The organism is Paraburkholderia hiiakae (assembly GCF_904848665.1).
In the GTDB taxonomy this organism is placed as follows: Bacteria; Pseudomonadota; Gammaproteobacteria; order Burkholderiales; family Burkholderiaceae; genus Paraburkholderia; species Paraburkholderia hiiakae.
The window spans coordinates 48,620-65,426 of record NZ_CAJHCQ010000023.1 but is presented as its reverse complement, the minus strand read 5'-3'; the positions used below and the strand labels follow the sequence as shown (position 1 = coordinate 65,426).

At 66.4% G+C, this 16,807-nt stretch carries 17 protein-coding genes and 1 riboswitch; of the genes, 4 read left to right on the top strand and 13 right to left on the bottom strand.

Features of this window, described 5'->3' with window-relative positions:
* Nucleotide 1 precedes the first annotated feature (1 nt).
* From JMY28_RS32075 to JMY28_RS32020, 12 genes are all read right to left on the bottom strand, one after another.
* Nucleotides 2-757, bottom strand: coding sequence for an ABC transporter permease (locus JMY28_RS32075; RefSeq protein WP_201699913.1), 756 nt, complete (start codon nt 755-757; stop codon nt 2-4).
* Entirely contained in the window at nt 754-1,680 is a 927-nt protein-coding gene (locus JMY28_RS32070) for an ABC transporter ATP-binding protein (protein ID WP_201699912.1), read from the bottom strand. Before JMY28_RS32070 ends, JMY28_RS32075 begins: the two co-directional genes overlap by 4 nt.
* A 288-nt stretch (nt 1,681-1,968) precedes the next feature.
* The gene (locus JMY28_RS32065; protein WP_201699911.1) at nt 1,969-2,241 is read right to left on the bottom strand and encodes an STAS domain-containing protein; all 273 of its coding nucleotides are present in this window, start codon (nt 2,239-2,241) and stop codon (nt 1,969-1,971) included.
* Nucleotides 2,238-2,870 carry an MlaC/ttg2D family ABC transporter substrate-binding protein gene (locus JMY28_RS32060; protein WP_201699910.1) on the bottom strand — a complete coding sequence of 211 codons (633 nt, stop codon included), beginning with the start codon at nt 2,868-2,870 and terminating at the stop codon, nt 2,238-2,240. The genes JMY28_RS32065 and JMY28_RS32060 overlap by 4 nt, the downstream gene beginning before the upstream one ends.
* Before the next feature lie 176 nt (nt 2,871-3,046).
* Entirely contained in the window at nt 3,047-4,042 is a 996-nt protein-coding gene (locus JMY28_RS32055) for an MlaA family lipoprotein (RefSeq protein ID WP_201699909.1), read from the bottom strand.
* Between the two features lie 14 nt (nt 4,043-4,056).
* Nucleotides 4,057-4,638: an outer membrane lipid asymmetry maintenance protein MlaD gene (gene mlaD, locus JMY28_RS32050; RefSeq protein WP_201699908.1), complete on the bottom strand. Its 582-nt coding sequence runs from the start codon at nt 4,636-4,638 to the stop codon at nt 4,057-4,059.
* Between the two features lie 67 nt (nt 4,639-4,705).
* Nucleotides 4,706-5,482 carry a lipid asymmetry maintenance ABC transporter permease subunit MlaE gene (mlaE, locus tag JMY28_RS32045; protein WP_201699907.1) on the bottom strand — a complete coding sequence of 259 codons (777 nt, stop codon included), beginning with the start codon at nt 5,480-5,482 and terminating at the stop codon, nt 4,706-4,708.
* Nucleotides 5,479-6,300 (bottom strand): ABC transporter ATP-binding protein, encoded by an 822-nt coding sequence (locus JMY28_RS32040; RefSeq protein WP_201699906.1) that lies wholly within the window; start codon nt 6,298-6,300, stop codon nt 5,479-5,481. Before JMY28_RS32040 ends, mlaE begins: the two co-directional genes overlap by 4 nt.
* 168 nt (nt 6,301-6,468) lie before the next feature.
* Nucleotides 6,469-7,581, bottom strand: a complete 1,113-nt coding sequence (thiE, locus tag JMY28_RS32035) for a thiamine phosphate synthase (RefSeq protein ID WP_201699905.1) — start codon at nt 7,579-7,581, stop codon at nt 6,469-6,471.
* Nucleotides 7,578-8,393, bottom strand: coding sequence for a thiazole synthase (locus JMY28_RS32030; RefSeq protein WP_201699904.1), 816 nt, complete (start codon nt 8,391-8,393; stop codon nt 7,578-7,580). Before JMY28_RS32030 ends, thiE begins: the two co-directional genes overlap by 4 nt.
* 98 nt (nt 8,394-8,491) lie before the next feature.
* Nucleotides 8,492-8,689, bottom strand: coding sequence for a sulfur carrier protein ThiS (thiS, locus tag JMY28_RS32025; protein ID WP_201699903.1), 198 nt, complete (start codon nt 8,687-8,689; stop codon nt 8,492-8,494).
* Between the two features lie 42 nt (nt 8,690-8,731).
* Nucleotides 8,732-9,880 (bottom strand): FAD-dependent oxidoreductase, encoded by a 1,149-nt coding sequence (locus JMY28_RS32020; RefSeq protein ID WP_201699902.1) that lies wholly within the window; start codon nt 9,878-9,880, stop codon nt 8,732-8,734.
* A gap of 248 nt (nt 9,881-10,128) precedes the next feature.
* Nucleotides 10,129-10,242: riboswitch (TPP riboswitch) on the bottom strand.
* 286 nt (nt 10,243-10,528) lie between these two features.
* Here JMY28_RS32020 and JMY28_RS32015 point away from each other — a divergent pair.
* From JMY28_RS32015 to JMY28_RS32000, 4 genes are all read left to right on the top strand, one after another.
* Nucleotides 10,529-12,286 (top strand): ABC transporter ATP-binding protein/permease, encoded by a 1,758-nt coding sequence (locus tag JMY28_RS32015; protein ID WP_201699901.1) that lies wholly within the window; start codon nt 10,529-10,531, stop codon nt 12,284-12,286.
* Nucleotides 12,283-13,050 carry an SDR family NAD(P)-dependent oxidoreductase gene (locus JMY28_RS32010; protein WP_201699900.1) on the top strand — a complete coding sequence of 256 codons (768 nt, stop codon included), beginning with the start codon at nt 12,283-12,285 and terminating at the stop codon, nt 13,048-13,050. Before JMY28_RS32015 ends, JMY28_RS32010 begins: the two co-directional genes overlap by 4 nt.
* Before the next feature lie 291 nt (nt 13,051-13,341).
* Nucleotides 13,342-14,637 (top strand): MFS transporter, encoded by a 1,296-nt coding sequence (locus JMY28_RS32005; protein ID WP_201699899.1) that lies wholly within the window; start codon nt 13,342-13,344, stop codon nt 14,635-14,637.
* 49 nt (nt 14,638-14,686) lie between these two features.
* The gene (locus tag JMY28_RS32000) at nt 14,687-16,051 is read left to right on the top strand and encodes a D-amino acid dehydrogenase (RefSeq protein WP_201699898.1); all 1,365 of its coding nucleotides are present in this window, start codon (nt 14,687-14,689) and stop codon (nt 16,049-16,051) included.
* A 42-nt stretch (nt 16,052-16,093) separates the two neighbouring features.
* Here the strand turns inward: JMY28_RS32000 and thpR are convergent, their stop codons facing one another.
* Nucleotides 16,094-16,654 carry an RNA 2',3'-cyclic phosphodiesterase gene (gene thpR / locus JMY28_RS31995; protein WP_201699897.1) on the bottom strand — a complete coding sequence of 187 codons (561 nt, stop codon included), beginning with the start codon at nt 16,652-16,654 and terminating at the stop codon, nt 16,094-16,096.
* Between the last annotated feature and the right edge of the window lie 153 nt (nt 16,655-16,807).

The window sequence follows — 16,807 nt, the reverse complement described above, 5'->3', positions numbered from 1 at the left end:
CTTAGTGACGCAGCTTGTACCCGCTCGCAAGCAAACGCATGGCGAGCGTGGCAAGCGCCACGAAAAACACGAAAACGATCGAAAGGCTCACGAGCGGGTTGATGTCGGACAGGCCGAAGAACCCAAAGCGAAAGCCATCGATCATGTAGAAGAACGGATTGAGCCGCGACACCTCGCGCCACAGGGGCGGCAGCGTATGCGTCGAATAAAACACGCCCGAAAGAAACGTGAGCGGCATGATGAGAAAGTTCTGAAACGCCGCGAGCTGGTCGAACTTCTCCGCCCAGATCCCGGCGATCAGGCCGAGCGTGCCGAGAATCGCGGAGCCGAGCACCGCAAAAGCGATGATGTAGAACGGCGCGGCGAAGCTCATCGGAATGAACCAGATCGTCACGACGAACACGCCCGCGCCAACGGCGAGGCCGCGCACGATCGAGGCGAGCACGTAGGCTCCAAACATCTCCCATGCGGCGAGCGGCGGCAATAGAACAAATACGAGATTGCCCGTGATCTTCGACTGGATCAACGACGACGAGCTATTCGCAAAGGCGTTCTGCAGCACGCTCATCATCACGAGGCCGGGAATCAGGAAGCTCGTGTACTCCACGCCCGGGTACACCTCCACGTGGCCGCGCAGCGCGTGTCCGAAGATCGTGAGATAGAGGAGCGCGGTAATGACCGGTGCGAGCACGGTCTGGAAAGCGACCTTCCAGAAACGCAGCACTTCCTTGTAGAACAGCGTACGGAAACCGCTCATGCGAGACCCTCGACCACGTCAGGACTGTTCATCACCTGCACGAAGACATCCTCCAGATCGGCCTTGCGCACTTCCACTTCTTCAAGCTTGCAGCCGTTCGCGCGGCACTTGGCAAGAATGCGCTCCACGTCGTCGTAACTCGCGAGGCGCAGCAGATGCTGGTGTGCGCCGGCGTTGGAAGGATCGACTTCGAGCGCGCGCAGATCGCTCGGCAGCACGCCTTCCGAGAAGCGCAGGAAGAGTTGCGTGCCCGCGAAGCGCTGCAGCAGCGCAGTCGTGCGCTCGAGCGCGACCATCTCGCCGCGCCGCAGCATGGCGATGCGGTCGCACAACTGCTCGGCTTCTTCGAGATAGTGCGTGGTGAGCACGATGGTGTGCCCTTCGCGGTTCAGGCGCGCGATGAACTTCCAGAGCGTCTGGCGCAGTTCCACGTCCACGCCGGCGGTGGGCTCGTCGAGCACGATCACCGGCGGACGGTGCACGAGCGCTTGCGCCACGAGCACGCGGCGTTTCATTCCGCCTGACAGCGCGCGCATGTTCACGTCGGCTTTCTCGGTGAGGTCGAGATTGGCCATGACTTCGTCGATCCACGCGTCGTTATTGCGCAGACCGAAGTAGCCGGACTGGATGCGAAGCGTCTCGCGCACGGTGAAGAACGGATCGAACACCAATTCCTGAGGCACAACACCCAGGTTGCGGCGCGCGTTGCGGTAGTCGGTGACGACATCGTGACCGCGCACGGCGATCGAGCCCTCGTCCGCGCGCGCGAGGCCGGCAAGTATGCTGATGAGCGTCGTCTTGCCCGCGCCGTTCGGGCCGAGCAGCCCGAAGAACTCGCCGTCTTCGACCGTGAAGCTGACGCCCTTGAGCGCCTGAAGCGACTTGTAGCGCTTCTTGACGTTACGGATTTCTATGGCTGGCATGACTAATACGCCGCCCGTTTGAGAACGGCGCGGCTAAAGAGAGCATCAATGCTGCGGGGAAGACCGGAATTGGGGACGGCTTACGGCGCCGGCTTTGCTGTCTCGGTGCACGCTTTTTACCTACCAAGCGGTGCTTTTTGCGCCGAGGCAGCGCCCAAAAAACGGTTGATTATAGGCCAAGTCGGAAAGCGCGGCCTGGCCTTGGAGGGGGAACTGCGTCGCTCCGGCAGTGCGGCGGCAGTGCTGCGTTAGCCGCTCGAACGCAATCGTTCGGCCAGGCGACGCGGGTCAATGTCGCTCGTTGAGGAGCGAATCGACGCCGTAGGCGCGCGCGAGAGAGGCGAGCGCGGGAGGCAAATTGAGCACGGCGAGGGGAGCGCCGCGTTCACGCGCGGCACGCTGCCAGGCGATCAGCACGGCGAGTGCCGATGAATCGAACTGGGTGAGCGCGCCGCAGTCCACGGCGGTTGCGCCCGCCGAGATCTGCGCGAACCCGGCCGAGAGCGTGGCCTTCGCGCTCTCGTGGGTCAGGTTTGCGCCGGTGGCGAAACGCTCGCTCACGAGGTCGCCTTGCCCGATGCGAGTTGCTGGTTACGCTGCGTGAGGAACTGGATCAGGCCGTCCACGCCGCCTTGCTGAATCTTTTCCTGGAACTGCTGCTGGTACGCCTGGATGAGCCACGCGCCAAGCACGTTGATGTCATACACGCGCCAGCCTTGCGGCGTCTTGTAGAGGCGATAGTCGAGCTCGATCGGCTGGCCGCCGTTCACGACCGTCGAACGGACCACGACGTCGGTGTCGTCCGGGTTCGCGCGGAACGGCTTGTACTGGATCTGCTGGTCGCGCACCTGGGCGAGCGCGCCCGAGTACGTACGGATGAGCAGCGTCTTGAACTGCTCGATGACCTGTTGCTGCTGCTCCGGCGTGGCCGTGCGCCAGTTGCGGCCCATCGCGAGCTGCGTGGTGCGGCGGAAATCGGTATACGGCAGGATCTTTTCGTTCACGAGCTGCGTGATCTTGCTGATGTCGCCCGACTGGATGGTCTTGTCACCTTTGATCTGGCTCATGACCTGCTGCGTGACCGTCTGGACCATCGCGTCGGGATTGCTGGTGTCTACCGTCTGGGCGAACGCGCCGCCGGCAAACGAAAGAAACATGGCGAAAAACGGGTACAGAAAGAATTTTTTCATATCCAGTCCTGCTAGTTGGGGGACATCGCCCCGTTGGAGCCAACGATAGCACGCGAGTTCTATCTCGCTATGTCAAAAACTGCCAGCAAAGTGCGACAAGCGTTTCTGCTTGTTACGTCAGACGTTTATGCCAGACGAACGCGGCGGCGAGGCGTTGCGCCACGCCGCCGCGGCGCTCAATGCAGCCGCAGCATGCTCGGGAAGCCGATGCGGGCCGGAGGGATCATCTGGTCGCCCGGCACGGTGGTTTCCGAGGCCCCCACCGGCGCCGCGGCGCCGGCCGGACCTTCCAGCGTGGCCGGAGCGGTCGTTTCGCCGTTGGGGGAGGCGGGCGCCATGCTGGCCGCGTTCGGCGTAGCCGCACGCACGGCGCCCGAAGCGGGGACCGCTGCACCGGCGGCAGCACCAGGCGCCGCGCCTTCGTCGGTGTCGTCGTACTTCGGCAGCGGCGCGCCATCGCCGTAGTCCGGCAGATTGTTGTCAGACGCGCGGCCATCCGAAAGCAGATAGCGGCGGCGCTGCAAGTAGGCGTTTCGGATGAACGAGTACTTGTCGATCGCCGCGCCTTCGAGCAGGTCGCTCGCGCCCAGCAGGTTGGCGCGCGTGCTCACTACGTTCAGGCCATAAAGGCCCCACGAGAGCGCGGCCGGATCCACATAGGTAAGCGGATTGATGAAGTAGTTGGGCACGAGGGCCACGCCGTCACGCACCGTGCTCGGGCCGAACAGCGGCAGCACGAGGTACGGGCCGGGCGGCACGCCATAGTGACCGAGTGTGAGACCGAAGTCCTGGTTGTGCTTGGGCAGCTTCGCGAGCGTCGCGACGTCGAAGAGGCCACCCAGGCCGAAGACCGTGTTGATCACGATCCGCATGATGTCCTCGACACCATCGGCGATCTTCAGCTGCAGGAAGTTGTTCGCGGCGTTGTAGACGTCGCCGATGTTCGCGAAGAAGTTCGTCACGCTGTCGCGCACGGGCTGCGGCGTCACCTTCACGTAGCCCTGCGCCACCGGCTTGAGCGCGTACGTGTCGACCTTGTCGTTGAACGTGTATACCGTGCGGTTGAACCCTTCCCACGGATCGTCCTTCGACGGCGTCTGCACCGTCGAACAGCCCCCGAGTGCAAGCGCTGCGACGCCGAGCGTAACGGCGCGCATGCGTATGGTCGTCATTCTGTTTCTCCTTCTTATTGGGCCGCCGAAGCCGCCGGCGCCGGTGCCAGCGCAGGGGCCTGAGCCGGTGCGGGCGCGGGTGCCGCAGCAGGCGCCGCATCCGTGCTCGCGCCGCTGGACGGCTTGGCGGCGCCCGAGTCGGCCGCCTTGCTATAGAGGAACTGGCCGATCAGGTTTTCGAGCACGATGGCCGACTGCGTCATCGAGATGGTGTCGCCGGCCTTGAGCATTTCCGTGTCGCCACCCGGCTCGAGTCCGATGTACTGCTCGCCGAGCAGGCCGGACGTCAGGATCTTCGCCGATGTGTCCTTCGGAAACTGGTACTGCTGGTCGAGGTTGATCGTCACCAGCGCCTGATAGGTGTTGGAGTCGAAGCCGATCGAGGCCACGCGGCCCACGGTCACGCCAGCGCTCTTCACCGGCGCACGCGGCTTGAGGCCGCCGATATTGTCGAACTTGAGCTTCACCGGGTAGGTGGACTGGAACGACAGCGAACTCATGTTGCCGGCCTTCAGCGCAAGGAACAGCAGCGCGATAAAGCCCAGCACCACAAACAGGCCGACCCAAAAGTCGAGAGCATTCTTTTTCATCGTCATCCCAATGAGAATCCGTTGCGGCGACGCTCATACGCGCGCCGCGCGGCCGGGTCATTGCCCGGCGTCTTTAGCTGAACATCAGCGCGGTGAGCAGGAAGTCGAGGCCGAGCACCGCGAGCGACGCGTACACGACTGTCTTCGTGGTCGCGCGCGACACGCCTTCGGGCGTGGGCTTCGCTTCATAGCCCTGATAGAGCGCGGTGAACGTCACGGCGAAGCCGAACACGATGCTCTTCATTACACCGTTGCCTACGTCTGTCCAGACGTCCACGCCGCCCTGCATTTGCGACCAGAACGCGCCGGCGTCCACGCCGATCAGCAGCACGCCCACCACGTAGCCGCCCAGAATGCCGACCGCGCTGAAGATGGCCGCGAGGATCGGCATGGCGATCACGCCCGCCCACATGCGCGGCGCGATCACGACGCGCACGGGGTCCACGGCCATCATTTCCATGGCCGTGAGCTGCTCGCCCGCTTTCATGAGGCCGATCTCGGCCGTGAGCGACGTGCCCGCGCGGCCCGCGAACAACAGCGCGGTGACGACGGGCCCGAGCTCGCGCACGAGCGAGAGCGCGACCAGCAGCCCAAGCGCCTGCTCGGAGCCGTAGCGGTTGAGCGTGTAGTAACCCTGCAGGCCGAGCACGAAGCCTACGAACAGGCCTGACACCGCAATGATCAACAGCGAATAATTACCGACGAAGTGGATCTGCTTCGTGACAAGGCGCGGCCGGCGCAGCAGCGGGAAGAATTCGAGGACGAGGCGCACGAAAAAGCGCGTGGCGTGCCCCGCGCGCGCGATCGTTTCGAGCACCGTGCGCCCGATCGAGCTGATGGCGCCGATCATGAACGGCCTCCGCCGATGCCGAAGTCCGCTGCGAGCGGCTGGTTCGATGGGTAGTGGAACCGGAACGGGCCGTCCGGCGCGCCGTCGATGAACTGGCGCACGATCGGATCGGTCGAGGCGCGCAGTTCGTCGGGCGAACCCTGTGCCTGCACGCGCCCGTTCGCGACGAAATACACGTAGTCGGCGATCGCGAACGACTCGGGCACGTCGTGCGTGACGAGGATCGAGGTCGCGCCGAGCGCGTCATTGAGCGTGCGGATGAGGTTCGCGGTGATGCCGAGCGAAATCGGGTCGAGACCCGCGAACGGCTCGTCGTACATCATGAGTTCGGGGTCGAGCGCGATGGCGCGCGCGAGCGCGACGCGGCGCGCCATGCCGCCCGAGATTTCCGACGGCGCGAGGTCGCGCGCTCCGCGCAGGCCGACAGCGTTGAGCTTCATGAGCACGAGGTCGCGGATCAACTCTTCGGGAAGATCGGTGTGCTCGCGCAGGGCGAAGGCAACGTTCTCGAATACCGACATGTCGGTGAAGAGCGCGCCGAACTGGAAGAGCATGCCCATCTTCCGTCGCAGGGCGTAGAGGCCTTCGCGCGATTGCGCACCGACGTCCTGGCCACCGAACAGCACCTGGCCGCGCTGGGCGCGAACGAGGCCGCCGATCAAGCGCAGCACTGTCGTTTTTCCGCCACCGGAGCCGCCCATGACTGCCACTACCTGACCGCGCGGAAAGCGCATGTTCAGGCCGGACAGGACGAGCCGGTCCCCGTAGCCGAAGTCGACGTCGCGCAGCTCCAGTAGGGTCTCAGAGGTTGAGGGCACGTGGCTGACAGTCCATTTACACGAAGGCGGGATTATAGGGCCATCGTGGAAAACCTGCCGTGACGCCCCTTGTCCCTTTGATGTAGGCCACAGTCGCCCGCTGCTGCGGGTTGCGGCCCCTCGGCCTCGGGTCGCGCATGCGGCGCAGCCCGAGGCCAGGGCGGACCATTATTGCGTAAACGCGTTGCGCAATGCAGCAACCGCGGCAGCCGGTTCGGCCGCCTCGGTCACGGCGCGCACCACCGCCGCGCTACCCGCGCCCGTGGCGAGCACTTCGGGCAGCACATTGCCGTCGATGCCGCCGATCGCCACCATCGGCACGACGCCGTCGAGCAGCTTCACGTAGCGGGCGAGACGCGCGAGCCCCTGGGGCGCCGTGGGCATCGCCTTGGTCGTGGTGGCGAAGACGGCGCCGCACGCGAGGTAGCTCGGACGGAAATGGAGCGCCGTGAGCATTTCGAAGTAGCCGTGCGTGGAGAGGCCAAGACGAACGCCTGCCGCCGCGATCGCGCCGAGGTCGGCTTCGCGCAGGTCTTCCTGGCCGAGGTGCACGCCGTACGCGCCGGCCGCGACAGCCTCCTGCCAGTGATCGTTGATGAAAAGCTGCGCGTCGTGCTTACGGCCCGCCGCGACGCAGCGTTCGATTTCGTTCGTGAGCGCCGGCGATTTCGGTTGCTTGCTGCGCAACTGCACCGTCTTCACGCCGTAGTCGAGCACACGCTCGACCCAGTCGGCCGTGGGCAGCACCGGATACAGGCCAAGCTTCGCGGGGCACGGCGTGAACGGCTGCGCAGGCGCAGCAGGCAGGCCCAGCACGCGCGGGAATCGTTTGATGTCGACGGGCCAGGCGTCGGTTTGCTGCTCGTCGCCGTCGCGCCAGGCAAGCGCGAGCACGAGTGCGTCGTGCGGATCGAAGCCGCAGTCGAGGAACGCCGCGAGTGCGGGGATCCAGTCTTCCGCCAGCTCGCCTTCGAGCGCGTAACGCTCGCCGCCCAAATGCAGTGTGGCGCGTGCGGCCTTCGGGTTCTCGCCGGCGGCTTCGATCACGCCCGCGCCGTCTGTCATCCAGCGCGCGATGTTGGCCAGATGCGGCGCCGCGTCGGTGACGATGATGAGATCGCCGCCGTTCGGCGCGTCAGGCGGCGTGAGACAGATGCGCCACGGCGCGTGCGTGGGCTGCCAGTCGCCCAGGCGTGCGCGGATGCGCTCCGCCGTTTCGGTGAGTTCGTCGGCGGGCGGCCAGAACAGTTCGCGGTCCTGCAGTCGCAGCGTTTCAGTCATCGCTTGTCTCCATCCTGGTGCCAGAACGGCATGCCGACCACGGGCGTGCTCGCTACGGCCGCCTCGCGCTCGGCCATCGGCCCGGCGAGATACGCGGCGCGCCCTGCCTCGACGCCCAGCGCGAACGCGCGCGCCATCGCCTCGGGGTGCGTGGCCTGCGAAACGGCCGTGTTGAGCAGCACGCCGTCGAAGCCCCACTCCATCACCTGGCAAGCATGCGACGGTACGCCGAGCCCCGCATCGACGATGAGCGGCACATCGGGCAAGCGCTCGCGCAGCACGCGCAGGCCGTACGGATTGATCACGCCCTTGCCGGTGCCGATCGGCGCGCCCCATGGCATGAGCGCTTCGCATCCTGCGTCGAGCAGACGCCGGCCGATCACGAGGTCCTCGGTGCAATACGGCAGCACCTTGAAGCCGTCCTTCACGAGGCGCGAGGCGGCCTCGATCAGGCCGACCGGGTCGGGCTGCAGCGTGTAGTCGTCGCCGATCAGTTCGAGCTTGATCCAGTCGGTTTCGAAGACTTCGCGCGCCATGTGCGCGGTCGTGACCGCCTCGTTGACGGTGAGGCAGCCAGCCGTGTTCGGCAAGAGCGGCACGCCGTGGCGCTTGAGCAGGTCGAAAAAGCCCGCTTCGGCGGTGCCCTCGTTCATCTGGCGGCGCAGCGCGACGGTGATCATGCCGGGGCGCGCGGCCGCCATCGAGTCGGCGAGCGACTGCAGCGACGGATAGCGCGACGTGCCGAGCAGCACGCGGCTCGAGAAGGTCTCGCCGTAGAGCGTGAGCGCGTCGGCGGTGGGAGTGGTGGTCATGGGTTGGAATCCTTGGGCGGTGTCGTGAAAGCGCTCATCACCTGTGCAATCTGTGCATTGGGCGGCGACGCGCGACCGGCGGCTTGGGCGAGCGAGGCTCAGCCTCCGGCCACGGGGCTCACGACGTCGAGGCGGTCGCCCGCCTGGAGCGAGCGCGCGCCATGCTGGGCGCGCGCCACGAAATCGCCGTTCAGCGCGACGGCGAACGGCGGACGCGCGCCAAATGCGGCAAGCGCATCGGCGACAGTCGCGCCTTCGGGCAGCGCGATCGGCTTCTGGTTGATATGAATGTCCATGGCAAATACGTTCTCAGACTACGGTTCGTTTCTGGTGATGCTTCAGGCCGGCTCGTGCGCGCCCTGCGCGTGCAGCATCTCGCCCCAGCGCGACGCGCGGCGCAGCGACTCGAAGGAATCGGCGTCGTTCACGCGCCCATCGAGCAGCGCTTGCGCGATGCGCGCGGCTTCGTCGGCGACTTCCGGCGCGATCATGAAGCCATGCCTGTAGAGGCCGTTCACGCGCAGCGTGGTCTTGCCGTCCCAAATGAGCGCCGGGCGGTGGTCGGGCAGCGTCGGGCGGCACTGCGTGTTCAACTCGAGGATGCGCGCCTCGCCGAACGCCGGATGCACCGCAAACGCCGCGCTCAGCAATTCGAGCGCCGAGCGCACGCTCACGGGCGAACGGTCCTCCCCTTCGATCTCGGTGGCGCCGATCACGAAGACGTCGTTTTCCTTGGGCGCGATATACAGCGGATAGCGCGGATGCAGGAGCCTCACGGGGCGCGTGAGCGTGATGCCCGGCGCGTGCACGCGCGCGACTTCGCCGCGAATGCCGCGCAAACCCGGCAGCGCAGATTTGGCGCCCAGGCCGCGACAGTCGATCGTCACGCGCGCGGGCGGCGGGTTGGCTTCGTCGACCGTGGTGTGCCAGTGGGTTTCCACGCCGCGCGCGGCGAGCCCCGCCGCCAGCGCGACCAACGCCTGTCGATTGTCGAGCTGGCCCTCGCCTTCGAGCAGCCAGCCGCGCGCGAAGCGCCCGGCGAGCGCCGGTTCGGCAGCGTCGAGCTGCGCGCCGGCGAGCGCGACGAAGTTCGCGTCGGCCAGAGCACGCGGCGCGTTGGCCCGCACGCGGCGCTCGAAGAGCGGGGCTTCGGTGCGATCGGCGGTATGCCAGACCACGAGCGTGCCATTGCGCTGGAAGAACACGGGCTCCGGCAACTCGGCCAGAATGCGCGGCCAGGATTCGAGTGACGCGACGCCAAGCTCGGTGATGAGCAGTTCGGCAACGGCGGCCTCCGCGAGCGGCGCGAGCATGGCCGCCGCGACCCAGGCCGCGGCCTCGCCGCCTTCGGGGCCGCCACGCTCGTAGAGCGCGACGCGATGGCCCTCGCCAGCGAGACGCCATGCGACGAGCCTGCCGCTCAAGCCGCCGCCGAGCACGGCGAAGTCGGGCACGCTGCCCGCGCTGCGGTGATGGGCGCGACTCATGACGACGCTCCGTCACGCAAGACGAACGCGATCAAAATCGGGGAACAAAGAGAATAGGCGGTCATCGTATCCTTTCCGTACGGCAGCAGCAGACGTACCCAAGGACGAAACCGGCTGGCAAGGCCGACCGTGGAGGCTATGCGGCGCAAACGGCCCATACATCCCGATAAGGAATTCGTACGAACCCATGCGCCCAAAGCGCAGCCCGGCGGGAATCCTGGCGCCCCTGCAAACACTGGGCGCTCCGGTAAGACTTTCTGGAAACTTCCCGCGCCGGTATTACCCGGATCGGGTGCGAAGGGTCTCTCTCAGCCTCAGTACGGCATGCACCGCATACCGGTGAAGCACCCCTGTTTCGTCAACGTCGATTAGACCACAAAAGGCGCGCGGCCCGCAAACCTCGGCGGAACAGCACTTGTGCTCTGGCACAATGGCCTGAACCCGCCTCTTTCGCCTCACAAGCCCGCGCGGTGAGACAATGGGCGCCACGCTACGGCGGCGCCGGCGCGCGCTTTTGTCTCCGCTTTTTGACCATTAAGACTCACTTAAGCGCCCGGCGACAGAATCGCTGAAAAAATCGCTGCACCGCTGCCGCCATGCGGCGCGCAGCGCATGCCCCCAGCGGGCAGCCACATCTTCAGGACGCACATGACCAACCAACCTGCCCGCGCCACGCCCGATCAGAACGAGCATCAGAAGATCACCGCGTGGAGCCTGATCAAGCCCTACTGGGTCTCCGAGGAACGCTGGATCGCCTGGGGGCTGCTCGTCGCGATCATCGTGATGAACCTGCTCGTCGTGTGGATCAACGTGCGGCTCAACGGCTGGAGCGCGGAGTTCTATAACGCGTTGCAGGCGAAGGACGTCAAGCGCTTCCCGCCTCTGTTGATGACCTTCACCGAACTGGCGTTCGGCTTCATCATCCTCGCGGTGTATGGCCGCTATCTGCGCCAGATGCTCGGCTTTCGCTGGCGCCAGTGGCTCACCACCCGCTTCCTGAGCGAATGGCTTGGCAAGGGCGCGTTCTACCGCATCGAGCGCGACCGCCTCGCCGATAACCCCGACCAGCGGATCAGCGACGACCTCCAGTCGTTCGCCACGACCACGCTCTCGCTCACGCTCGACCTGCTCTCCACGGTCGTCACGCTCATCTCGTTCGTCACGATCCTGTGGACGCTCGCGGGCGCGCTCACGATCACGCTGGGCGGCACGCCGCTCGCGATTCCGGGCTACATGGTCTGGGCCGCCGCGCTCTACGCCGTGTTCGGCTCGCTCGTGATCCAGAAGGTCGGCCACCCGCTCGTGTCGATCAACTACCAGCAACAAAAGGTGGAGGCGGACTTCCGCTTCGGCCTCATTCGCCTGCGCGAAAACGCCGAGCAGATCGCCCTCTACGACGGCATGGACACCGAGCGTGGCAACGCGCAAGGCCTCTTCCAGCACATCCGCGAAAACTGGTGGCGCGTGATGAAGTACACGAAGCGCCTCACCTTCGTACTGAGCTTCTACGGCCAGATCGCCATCATCTTCCCGCTCGTGGTGGCCGCGCCGCGCTACTTCGCGGGCGCCTTCACATTCGGCGTGCTGATGCAGATTTCGCAGGCGTTCGGCACCGTGAGCGATTCGTTCTCGTGGTTCATCAACAGTTACTCCACGCTGGTCGAATGGCGCGCTACCGTGAATCGTCTGCGCGAATTCGTGCGGGTGGTGCACTCGCCGCGCCTGAAGGAATCGGTCTCGCCTGCGACCGAGCACGGTGGCATCAACCTGCACTTCATCGACAACAACGAGCTCGCCACCGAGCATCTCAAGCTCTCGCTGCCCAACGGCATGCCGCTCTCCGAAGTGCGCGACATCGCCATCAAGCCGGGTTCGCGCTGGCTTGTGCGCGGCCCCTCGGGCGCGGGCAAGAGCACGCTGATACGCGCACTCGCGGGCCTCTGGCCGTTCGGCGAAGGCTCGATCGACGCGCCTGTCGATGCGCGCATGATGTTCATCCCGCAGCAGAGCTATCTGCCCATCGGCACGCTCAAGGCGGCGCTCACCTACCCCTCGCCCGCCGACGACTATAGCGACGAAGACTGCCGCGAAGCACTGCGCGCCTGCCGCCTCGACGAATATGCGGATCGTCTCGGCGAATCGGCGCACTGGTCGCGCGTGCTCTCGCCGGGCGAGCAGCAACGCCTTGCGGGCGCGCGCGTGCTGCTGCACAAACCCGACTATCTGTTCCTCGACGAAGCGACGAGCGCGCTCGACTCCGACAACGAAAGCCGTCTCTATAAGCTCTTCATGGAGCGCCTGCCGAAGGCTGCGATCGTGAGCGTCGCGCACCGCGAGTCGCTTGAGGCCTATCACCACGAAACGCTCGAGATCGCGCGTATGCCGGAAGAGCGGGTTGCCGCGTGAGCGCAAGTTCGACGCGCGTCGTGCTGATTACGGGTGCGGGCTCGGGTATCGGTGCGGCGCTCGCGCGGCGCATCGCAGCGCCGGGTGTGGCGTTGATGCTGCACGCGCGCGGCGCGGATGAGGCGTCGCGTGCCCGGCTTATGACCGTCATGGCGGACTGTGAGCAACGGGGCGCAATCTGCGCCACAACGTACGGCGATCTCGCAGAGCCCGGCCGCGCTACCGCGCTCGTCGACACCACGCTTGCGCACTTCGGCGCGCTCGACCAACTCGTCGCCAATGCCGGGCATGCGCAACGCCAAACGCTCGCCGCGCTCGACGCCACGTCGCTCGAAGGCGCATTCGCGGCCATGCCCGCCGCGTTCGCTGCACTTGTGCAACGCGCGCAGCCGGCGCTGGAGCGCTCGGCGCGCGCCCGCGTGATCGCGCTGAGTTCGTTCGTCGCGCACCGCTACCGCGCCGGCGCGCCGTTCGCCGCGACCGCAGCAGCCAAGGCCGCGCTCGAGTCGCTGGCGAAAACCGCCGCCGCGGAGCTAGCGCCGCACGGTGTGACCGTCAACTGCGTCGCGCCAGGCTATACGCGCAAGGACAAAGGCCCCACGCCAGAAAACGCTTCGGTGTGGGAGCGTGCGGCGCAGGAAACGCCGCTCGGCCAAGTGGCGAATCCCGCCGATATCGCCGAACTCATCGCGTTCCTGCTTTCAGACGCCGCGCGCCACATCACAGGCCAGGTGATCCACGTCGATGGCGGGCTCACGCTTTAGTGCTGTGCGACCCCGCGCGCGCCATCGTTCGCTTGCTATCGAACTAAACATCGGAACTAAACATCGGAACGAGACGATAGCGGGCGCCCCAAATTGCCCCTCGCCTCAGTACGGTTTCGCACCGTAAAATACGCATCCAGCACACCGGAGACGGGCGGCGTTGCACCGCGCAGCCCGTCAGCGTCGAGCGCACACGCCACCCAGGGCGTTTGCGCCAGCCGGCTCGCTTGCGCAGCACGCGCCGTTCAGCCGGCTCGTTGCGCGTACAACAAATATGGGGGAAGACACGCGATGGGCTACTTTCAATGGTTCACCGAGTTGAACGCGCGCGAGCGGCGCACGCTCTACGCGGGTTTCGGCGGCTACGCCGTCGACGCGTTCGACTTCATGATCTACTCGTTCCTGATCCCGACGCTCATCGCGACCTGGGGCATGACCAAGGGCGAGGCCGGCATGATCGCGACCAGCTCGCTGATCTCCTCGGCAATCGGCGGCTGGCTCGCCGGCATCCTCGCCGACCGCTACGGCCGCGTGCGCGTGCTCCAGTGGACCATCGCCACCTTCGCGGTCTTCACCTGCCTCTCCGGCTTCACGCATTCGTTCTGGCAACTGCTCGCCACGCGCACGCTGCAGGGCATCGGCTTTGGCGGCGAATGGACGGTCGTCACGATGATGATGGCCGAAACGATCCGTTCGCCGCAGCATCGCGCCAAGGCCGTGGGCACGGTGCAGAGCAGCTGGTCGTTCGGCTGGGGCGCGGCCGCCATCCTCTACTGGGCCTTCTTCGCCCTGCTCCCCGAGGAATACGCATGGCGCGCGTGCTTCTGGATCGGCATCGTGCCGGCGCTGTGGATTTTCTATGTGCGCCGCAATGTGAGCGACCCCGACGTGTTCGTCGCCACGCGCCGCGCACGCGAAAGCGGTGCGACGCACAGCCACTTCATGCAGATCTTCGCGCCCGCGCATCTGGCCACCACCCTGCTCGGCAGTGCGCTGTGCACCGGCATGCTCGGCGGCTACTACGCGATCACCACCTGGCTGCCCACCTACCTCAAGACGGTGCGCCACCTCTCGGTGTTCAACACGAGCGGCTATCTGATCGTGCTGATCGTCGGTTCGTTCACGGGCTATATCGTCGGCGCGATCCTCTGCGACAAGATCGGCCGGCGCGCTTCATTCATCCTGTTCGCCATCGGCTCGTTTGCGCTCGGCATGGCCTACACGATGCTGCCCATCACCGACACCGCGATGCTCTTGCTCGGCTTTCCGCTCGGCATCGTCGTGCAAGGCATTTTCGCGGGCGTGGGCGCGTATCTCTCCGAGCTCTACCCGAACGCGATCCGCGGCTCGGGCCAGGGCTTCTGCTACAACCTCGGGCGTGGCCTCGGCTCGTTTTTCCCCATTCTCGTGGGCGTGTTCGCGCAAACCACCTCGCTCGTGAAAGCGATCGGCGCGGTGGCCGGCGCGGGCTATCTGCTCGTGATCGTCGCGGCGCTGTGCCTGCCGGAGACGAAGGGCAAAGTGCTGACCGAGGAAACGCCTGTTGCTGCGGACAAGCGTCCGTCTGCGGAGTCCACTGCACGATGAGCGCGAACATGCTGCAATACCGACCGTCCCTCCCTGTTGTGCGACCGGCATGAAAACGATCGTCCTCGGCGCCGGTGTAATCGGCGTCGCTACTGCGTATTATTTGAGCGAACGAGGCTGCGACGTCACCGTCGTCGAACGGGAACCGGGCGTCGCGCTCGGCACGAGCTTCGCCAACGCCGGTGTCATCGCGCCCGGCTATGTCACGCCGTGGGCTGCGCCGGGCATGCCCGCGAAGCTCATCAAATATCTGCTCAAGCCCACCTCGCCGCTTATCTTCCGGCCCACGCTCGACGCCGCGCAGTGGCGTTGGATCGCGCGCTGGCTGCGCGAATGCGATCTCGCGCGCTTTCGCGTGAACAAGCAGCGCATGCAGCGCATCGCCTACTACAGCCGCGAGTGCCTGCACGCGTTTCGCGCCACGCACGCGTTCGAGTACGGGCGCAGCCAGGGCTATCTCCAACTCTTTCGCAGCGAGTACGACCTTGAACTCGCGCAACCGGCGCTCGGCGTGCTGCGCGATGCAGGCATCGTCTATCGCGAGCTCGATTCCGCCGCCTGCGCGCAGGTCGAGCCGGGGCTCGCCTGGTCGCGCGTGAAACCGGTGGCGGGCGTCTATCTGCCCGAAGACGAGGCCGGCGACTGCGCACGCTTCACGCGCGAGCTGCGCTCCGTGTGCGAAGCGCGCGGCGTGACGTTTCTGTTCGATACCGAGGTGCTCGCGCTCGAAGCCGCGGGCGGCAAGGTGAACGGCGTGCGCGTGCGCGCGGTGCCCGGCCGCCGCAAGGCGAACAACCGCAAGGACCGGCGCGAGCAGCGCCGCGCGCCGGCGGAGGTGCTGCGCCCGGCCGAGCGCAGCGAGCCCGCCGACGACACGCCGTACACGCTCGCGGCCGACGCCGTGGTGGTCGCGCTGGGCGTGGAGAGCGCGGCGCTGGTCGCGCCGCTTGGCGTGCGCGTGCCGCTGTATCCGGTGAAAGGCTATTCGGCCACGCTGCCCGTGGTCGATGAACAAAAGGCCCCGCGCGCCGCGCTCATGGACGAGTCGCTCAAAACGGCGATCACGCGCTTCGGTCCGTACCTGCGCGTGGCGGGCACGGCGGAGCTGGGCGACCACCGCGCGACGCTGCGCGAGCAGGCACTGCAAACGCTCATGAAGGTGCTCGACGACTGGTTCCCGCATGCGGCGACGCCTTCGTCGGCGCAATTCTGGGTGGGGCGCCGGCCCATGGTGCCGGACGGCGCGCCGCTCCTGGGCACGTCGGGCGTCGATGGCCTGTGGCTGAACGTCGGGCATGGCTCAACGGGCTGGGCGATGTCGATGGGCTCGGGCCGCGTGCTCGCCGACCTCGTCACGCAGCGCTTGCCGGAAATCGATCTCGATGGTTTGACGCTCGCGCGGTATCGTCATTAAGGCCACTAAGCGGCGGCAGGCACTCCAACGCGCGGGGGCGCCTCACTCGAGCGCAACGCTTGCCAACGCCTCGTAACGCGCGCCCTGCCTCGCGAGCGTGCTCGAATACAGCACCAGCGACTCGAAACACAACGGCGGCAGCGCTTCGCCTCCACTTGCCGCCGGCGCACCCACGGCGTCGCGCGCGAAGCGCGCGAGCGTCACGTGCGGGCGGAACGCTCGCGCGTCGAGCGGCAATCCCACATCTCCCATTAGCGAGCGCACGCGCCAGTCGAGCGCGGTGAACGCATCCGACATCGCGAGCACGGCCACCATGAGGCGCGGATGCGCGCGACCCGGCCAGCATTCGATATGCGTGACTGGCGCGGGCGGGATGAGCGGCGCGTGCTCCGCGAGCCGCCGCTTGAGCACGTCCCCCTGGTCGAACGACATCGCGCCGATGAACGTCACCGTCAGATGGAGTTGCGCGTAGGGTACGCGCCGTGCGTTGGACGGCACGTCTAGCGCGGCGAGCGCATCGCGCGACGCCGCAGTCGGCGAAAGCGCGATGAAGCAGCGCCGCCATTGCTGCGTGTCACGATCGGTCTCGCGGGCTTCGGACATGATCGGCGGGCCTCGTTCGGTCGGGCAATCGCGTCATGGTAACCCTGTCTGTCAGCCTGAGTGGCACGCACGTAGAAAAGCCGGGTCACCCTCGCGGGTGCCCGGCTTCTGTCGTTGTGTCTCCTGCCGTCTCCCGTGTGTCCCGTCTATTGC

Excerpts from the sequence above, each read along its gene's own strand:
- JMY28_RS32075 (WP_201699913.1), bottom strand. The coding sequence starts at position 757 with ATGAGCGGTTTCCGTACGCTGTTCTACAAGGAAGTGCTGCGTTTCTGG.
- JMY28_RS32070 (WP_201699912.1), bottom strand. The coding sequence starts at position 1,680 with ATGCCAGCCATAGAAATCCGTAACGTCAAGAAGCGCTACAAGTCGCTT.
- JMY28_RS32060 (WP_201699910.1), bottom strand. The coding sequence starts at position 2,870 with ATGAAAAAATTCTTTCTGTACCCGTTTTTCGCCATGTTTCTTTCGTTT.
- JMY28_RS32055 (WP_201699909.1), bottom strand. The coding sequence starts at position 4,042 with ATGACGACCATACGCATGCGCGCCGTTACGCTCGGCGTCGCAGCGCTT.
- mlaD (WP_201699908.1), bottom strand. The coding sequence starts at position 4,638 with ATGACGATGAAAAAGAATGCTCTCGACTTTTGGGTCGGCCTGTTTGTG.
- mlaE (WP_201699907.1), bottom strand. The coding sequence starts at position 5,482 with ATGATCGGCGCCATCAGCTCGATCGGGCGCACGGTGCTCGAAACGATC.
- thiE (WP_201699905.1), bottom strand. The coding sequence starts at position 7,581 with ATGACTGAAACGCTGCGACTGCAGGACCGCGAACTGTTCTGGCCGCCC.
- JMY28_RS32030 (WP_201699904.1), bottom strand. The coding sequence starts at position 8,393 with ATGACCACCACTCCCACCGCCGACGCGCTCACGCTCTACGGCGAGACC.
- thiS (WP_201699903.1), bottom strand. The coding sequence starts at position 8,689 with ATGGACATTCATATCAACCAGAAGCCGATCGCGCTGCCCGAAGGCGCG.
- JMY28_RS32020 (WP_201699902.1), bottom strand. The coding sequence starts at position 9,880 with ATGAGTCGCGCCCATCACCGCAGCGCGGGCAGCGTGCCCGACTTCGCC.
- JMY28_RS32015 (WP_201699901.1), top strand. The coding sequence starts at position 10,529 with ATGACCAACCAACCTGCCCGCGCCACGCCCGATCAGAACGAGCATCAG.
- JMY28_RS32005 (WP_201699899.1), top strand. The coding sequence starts at position 13,342 with ATGGGCTACTTTCAATGGTTCACCGAGTTGAACGCGCGCGAGCGGCGC.
- JMY28_RS32000 (WP_201699898.1), top strand. The coding sequence starts at position 14,687 with ATGAAAACGATCGTCCTCGGCGCCGGTGTAATCGGCGTCGCTACTGCG.
- thpR (WP_201699897.1), bottom strand. The coding sequence starts at position 16,654 with ATGTCCGAAGCCCGCGAGACCGATCGTGACACGCAGCAATGGCGGCGC.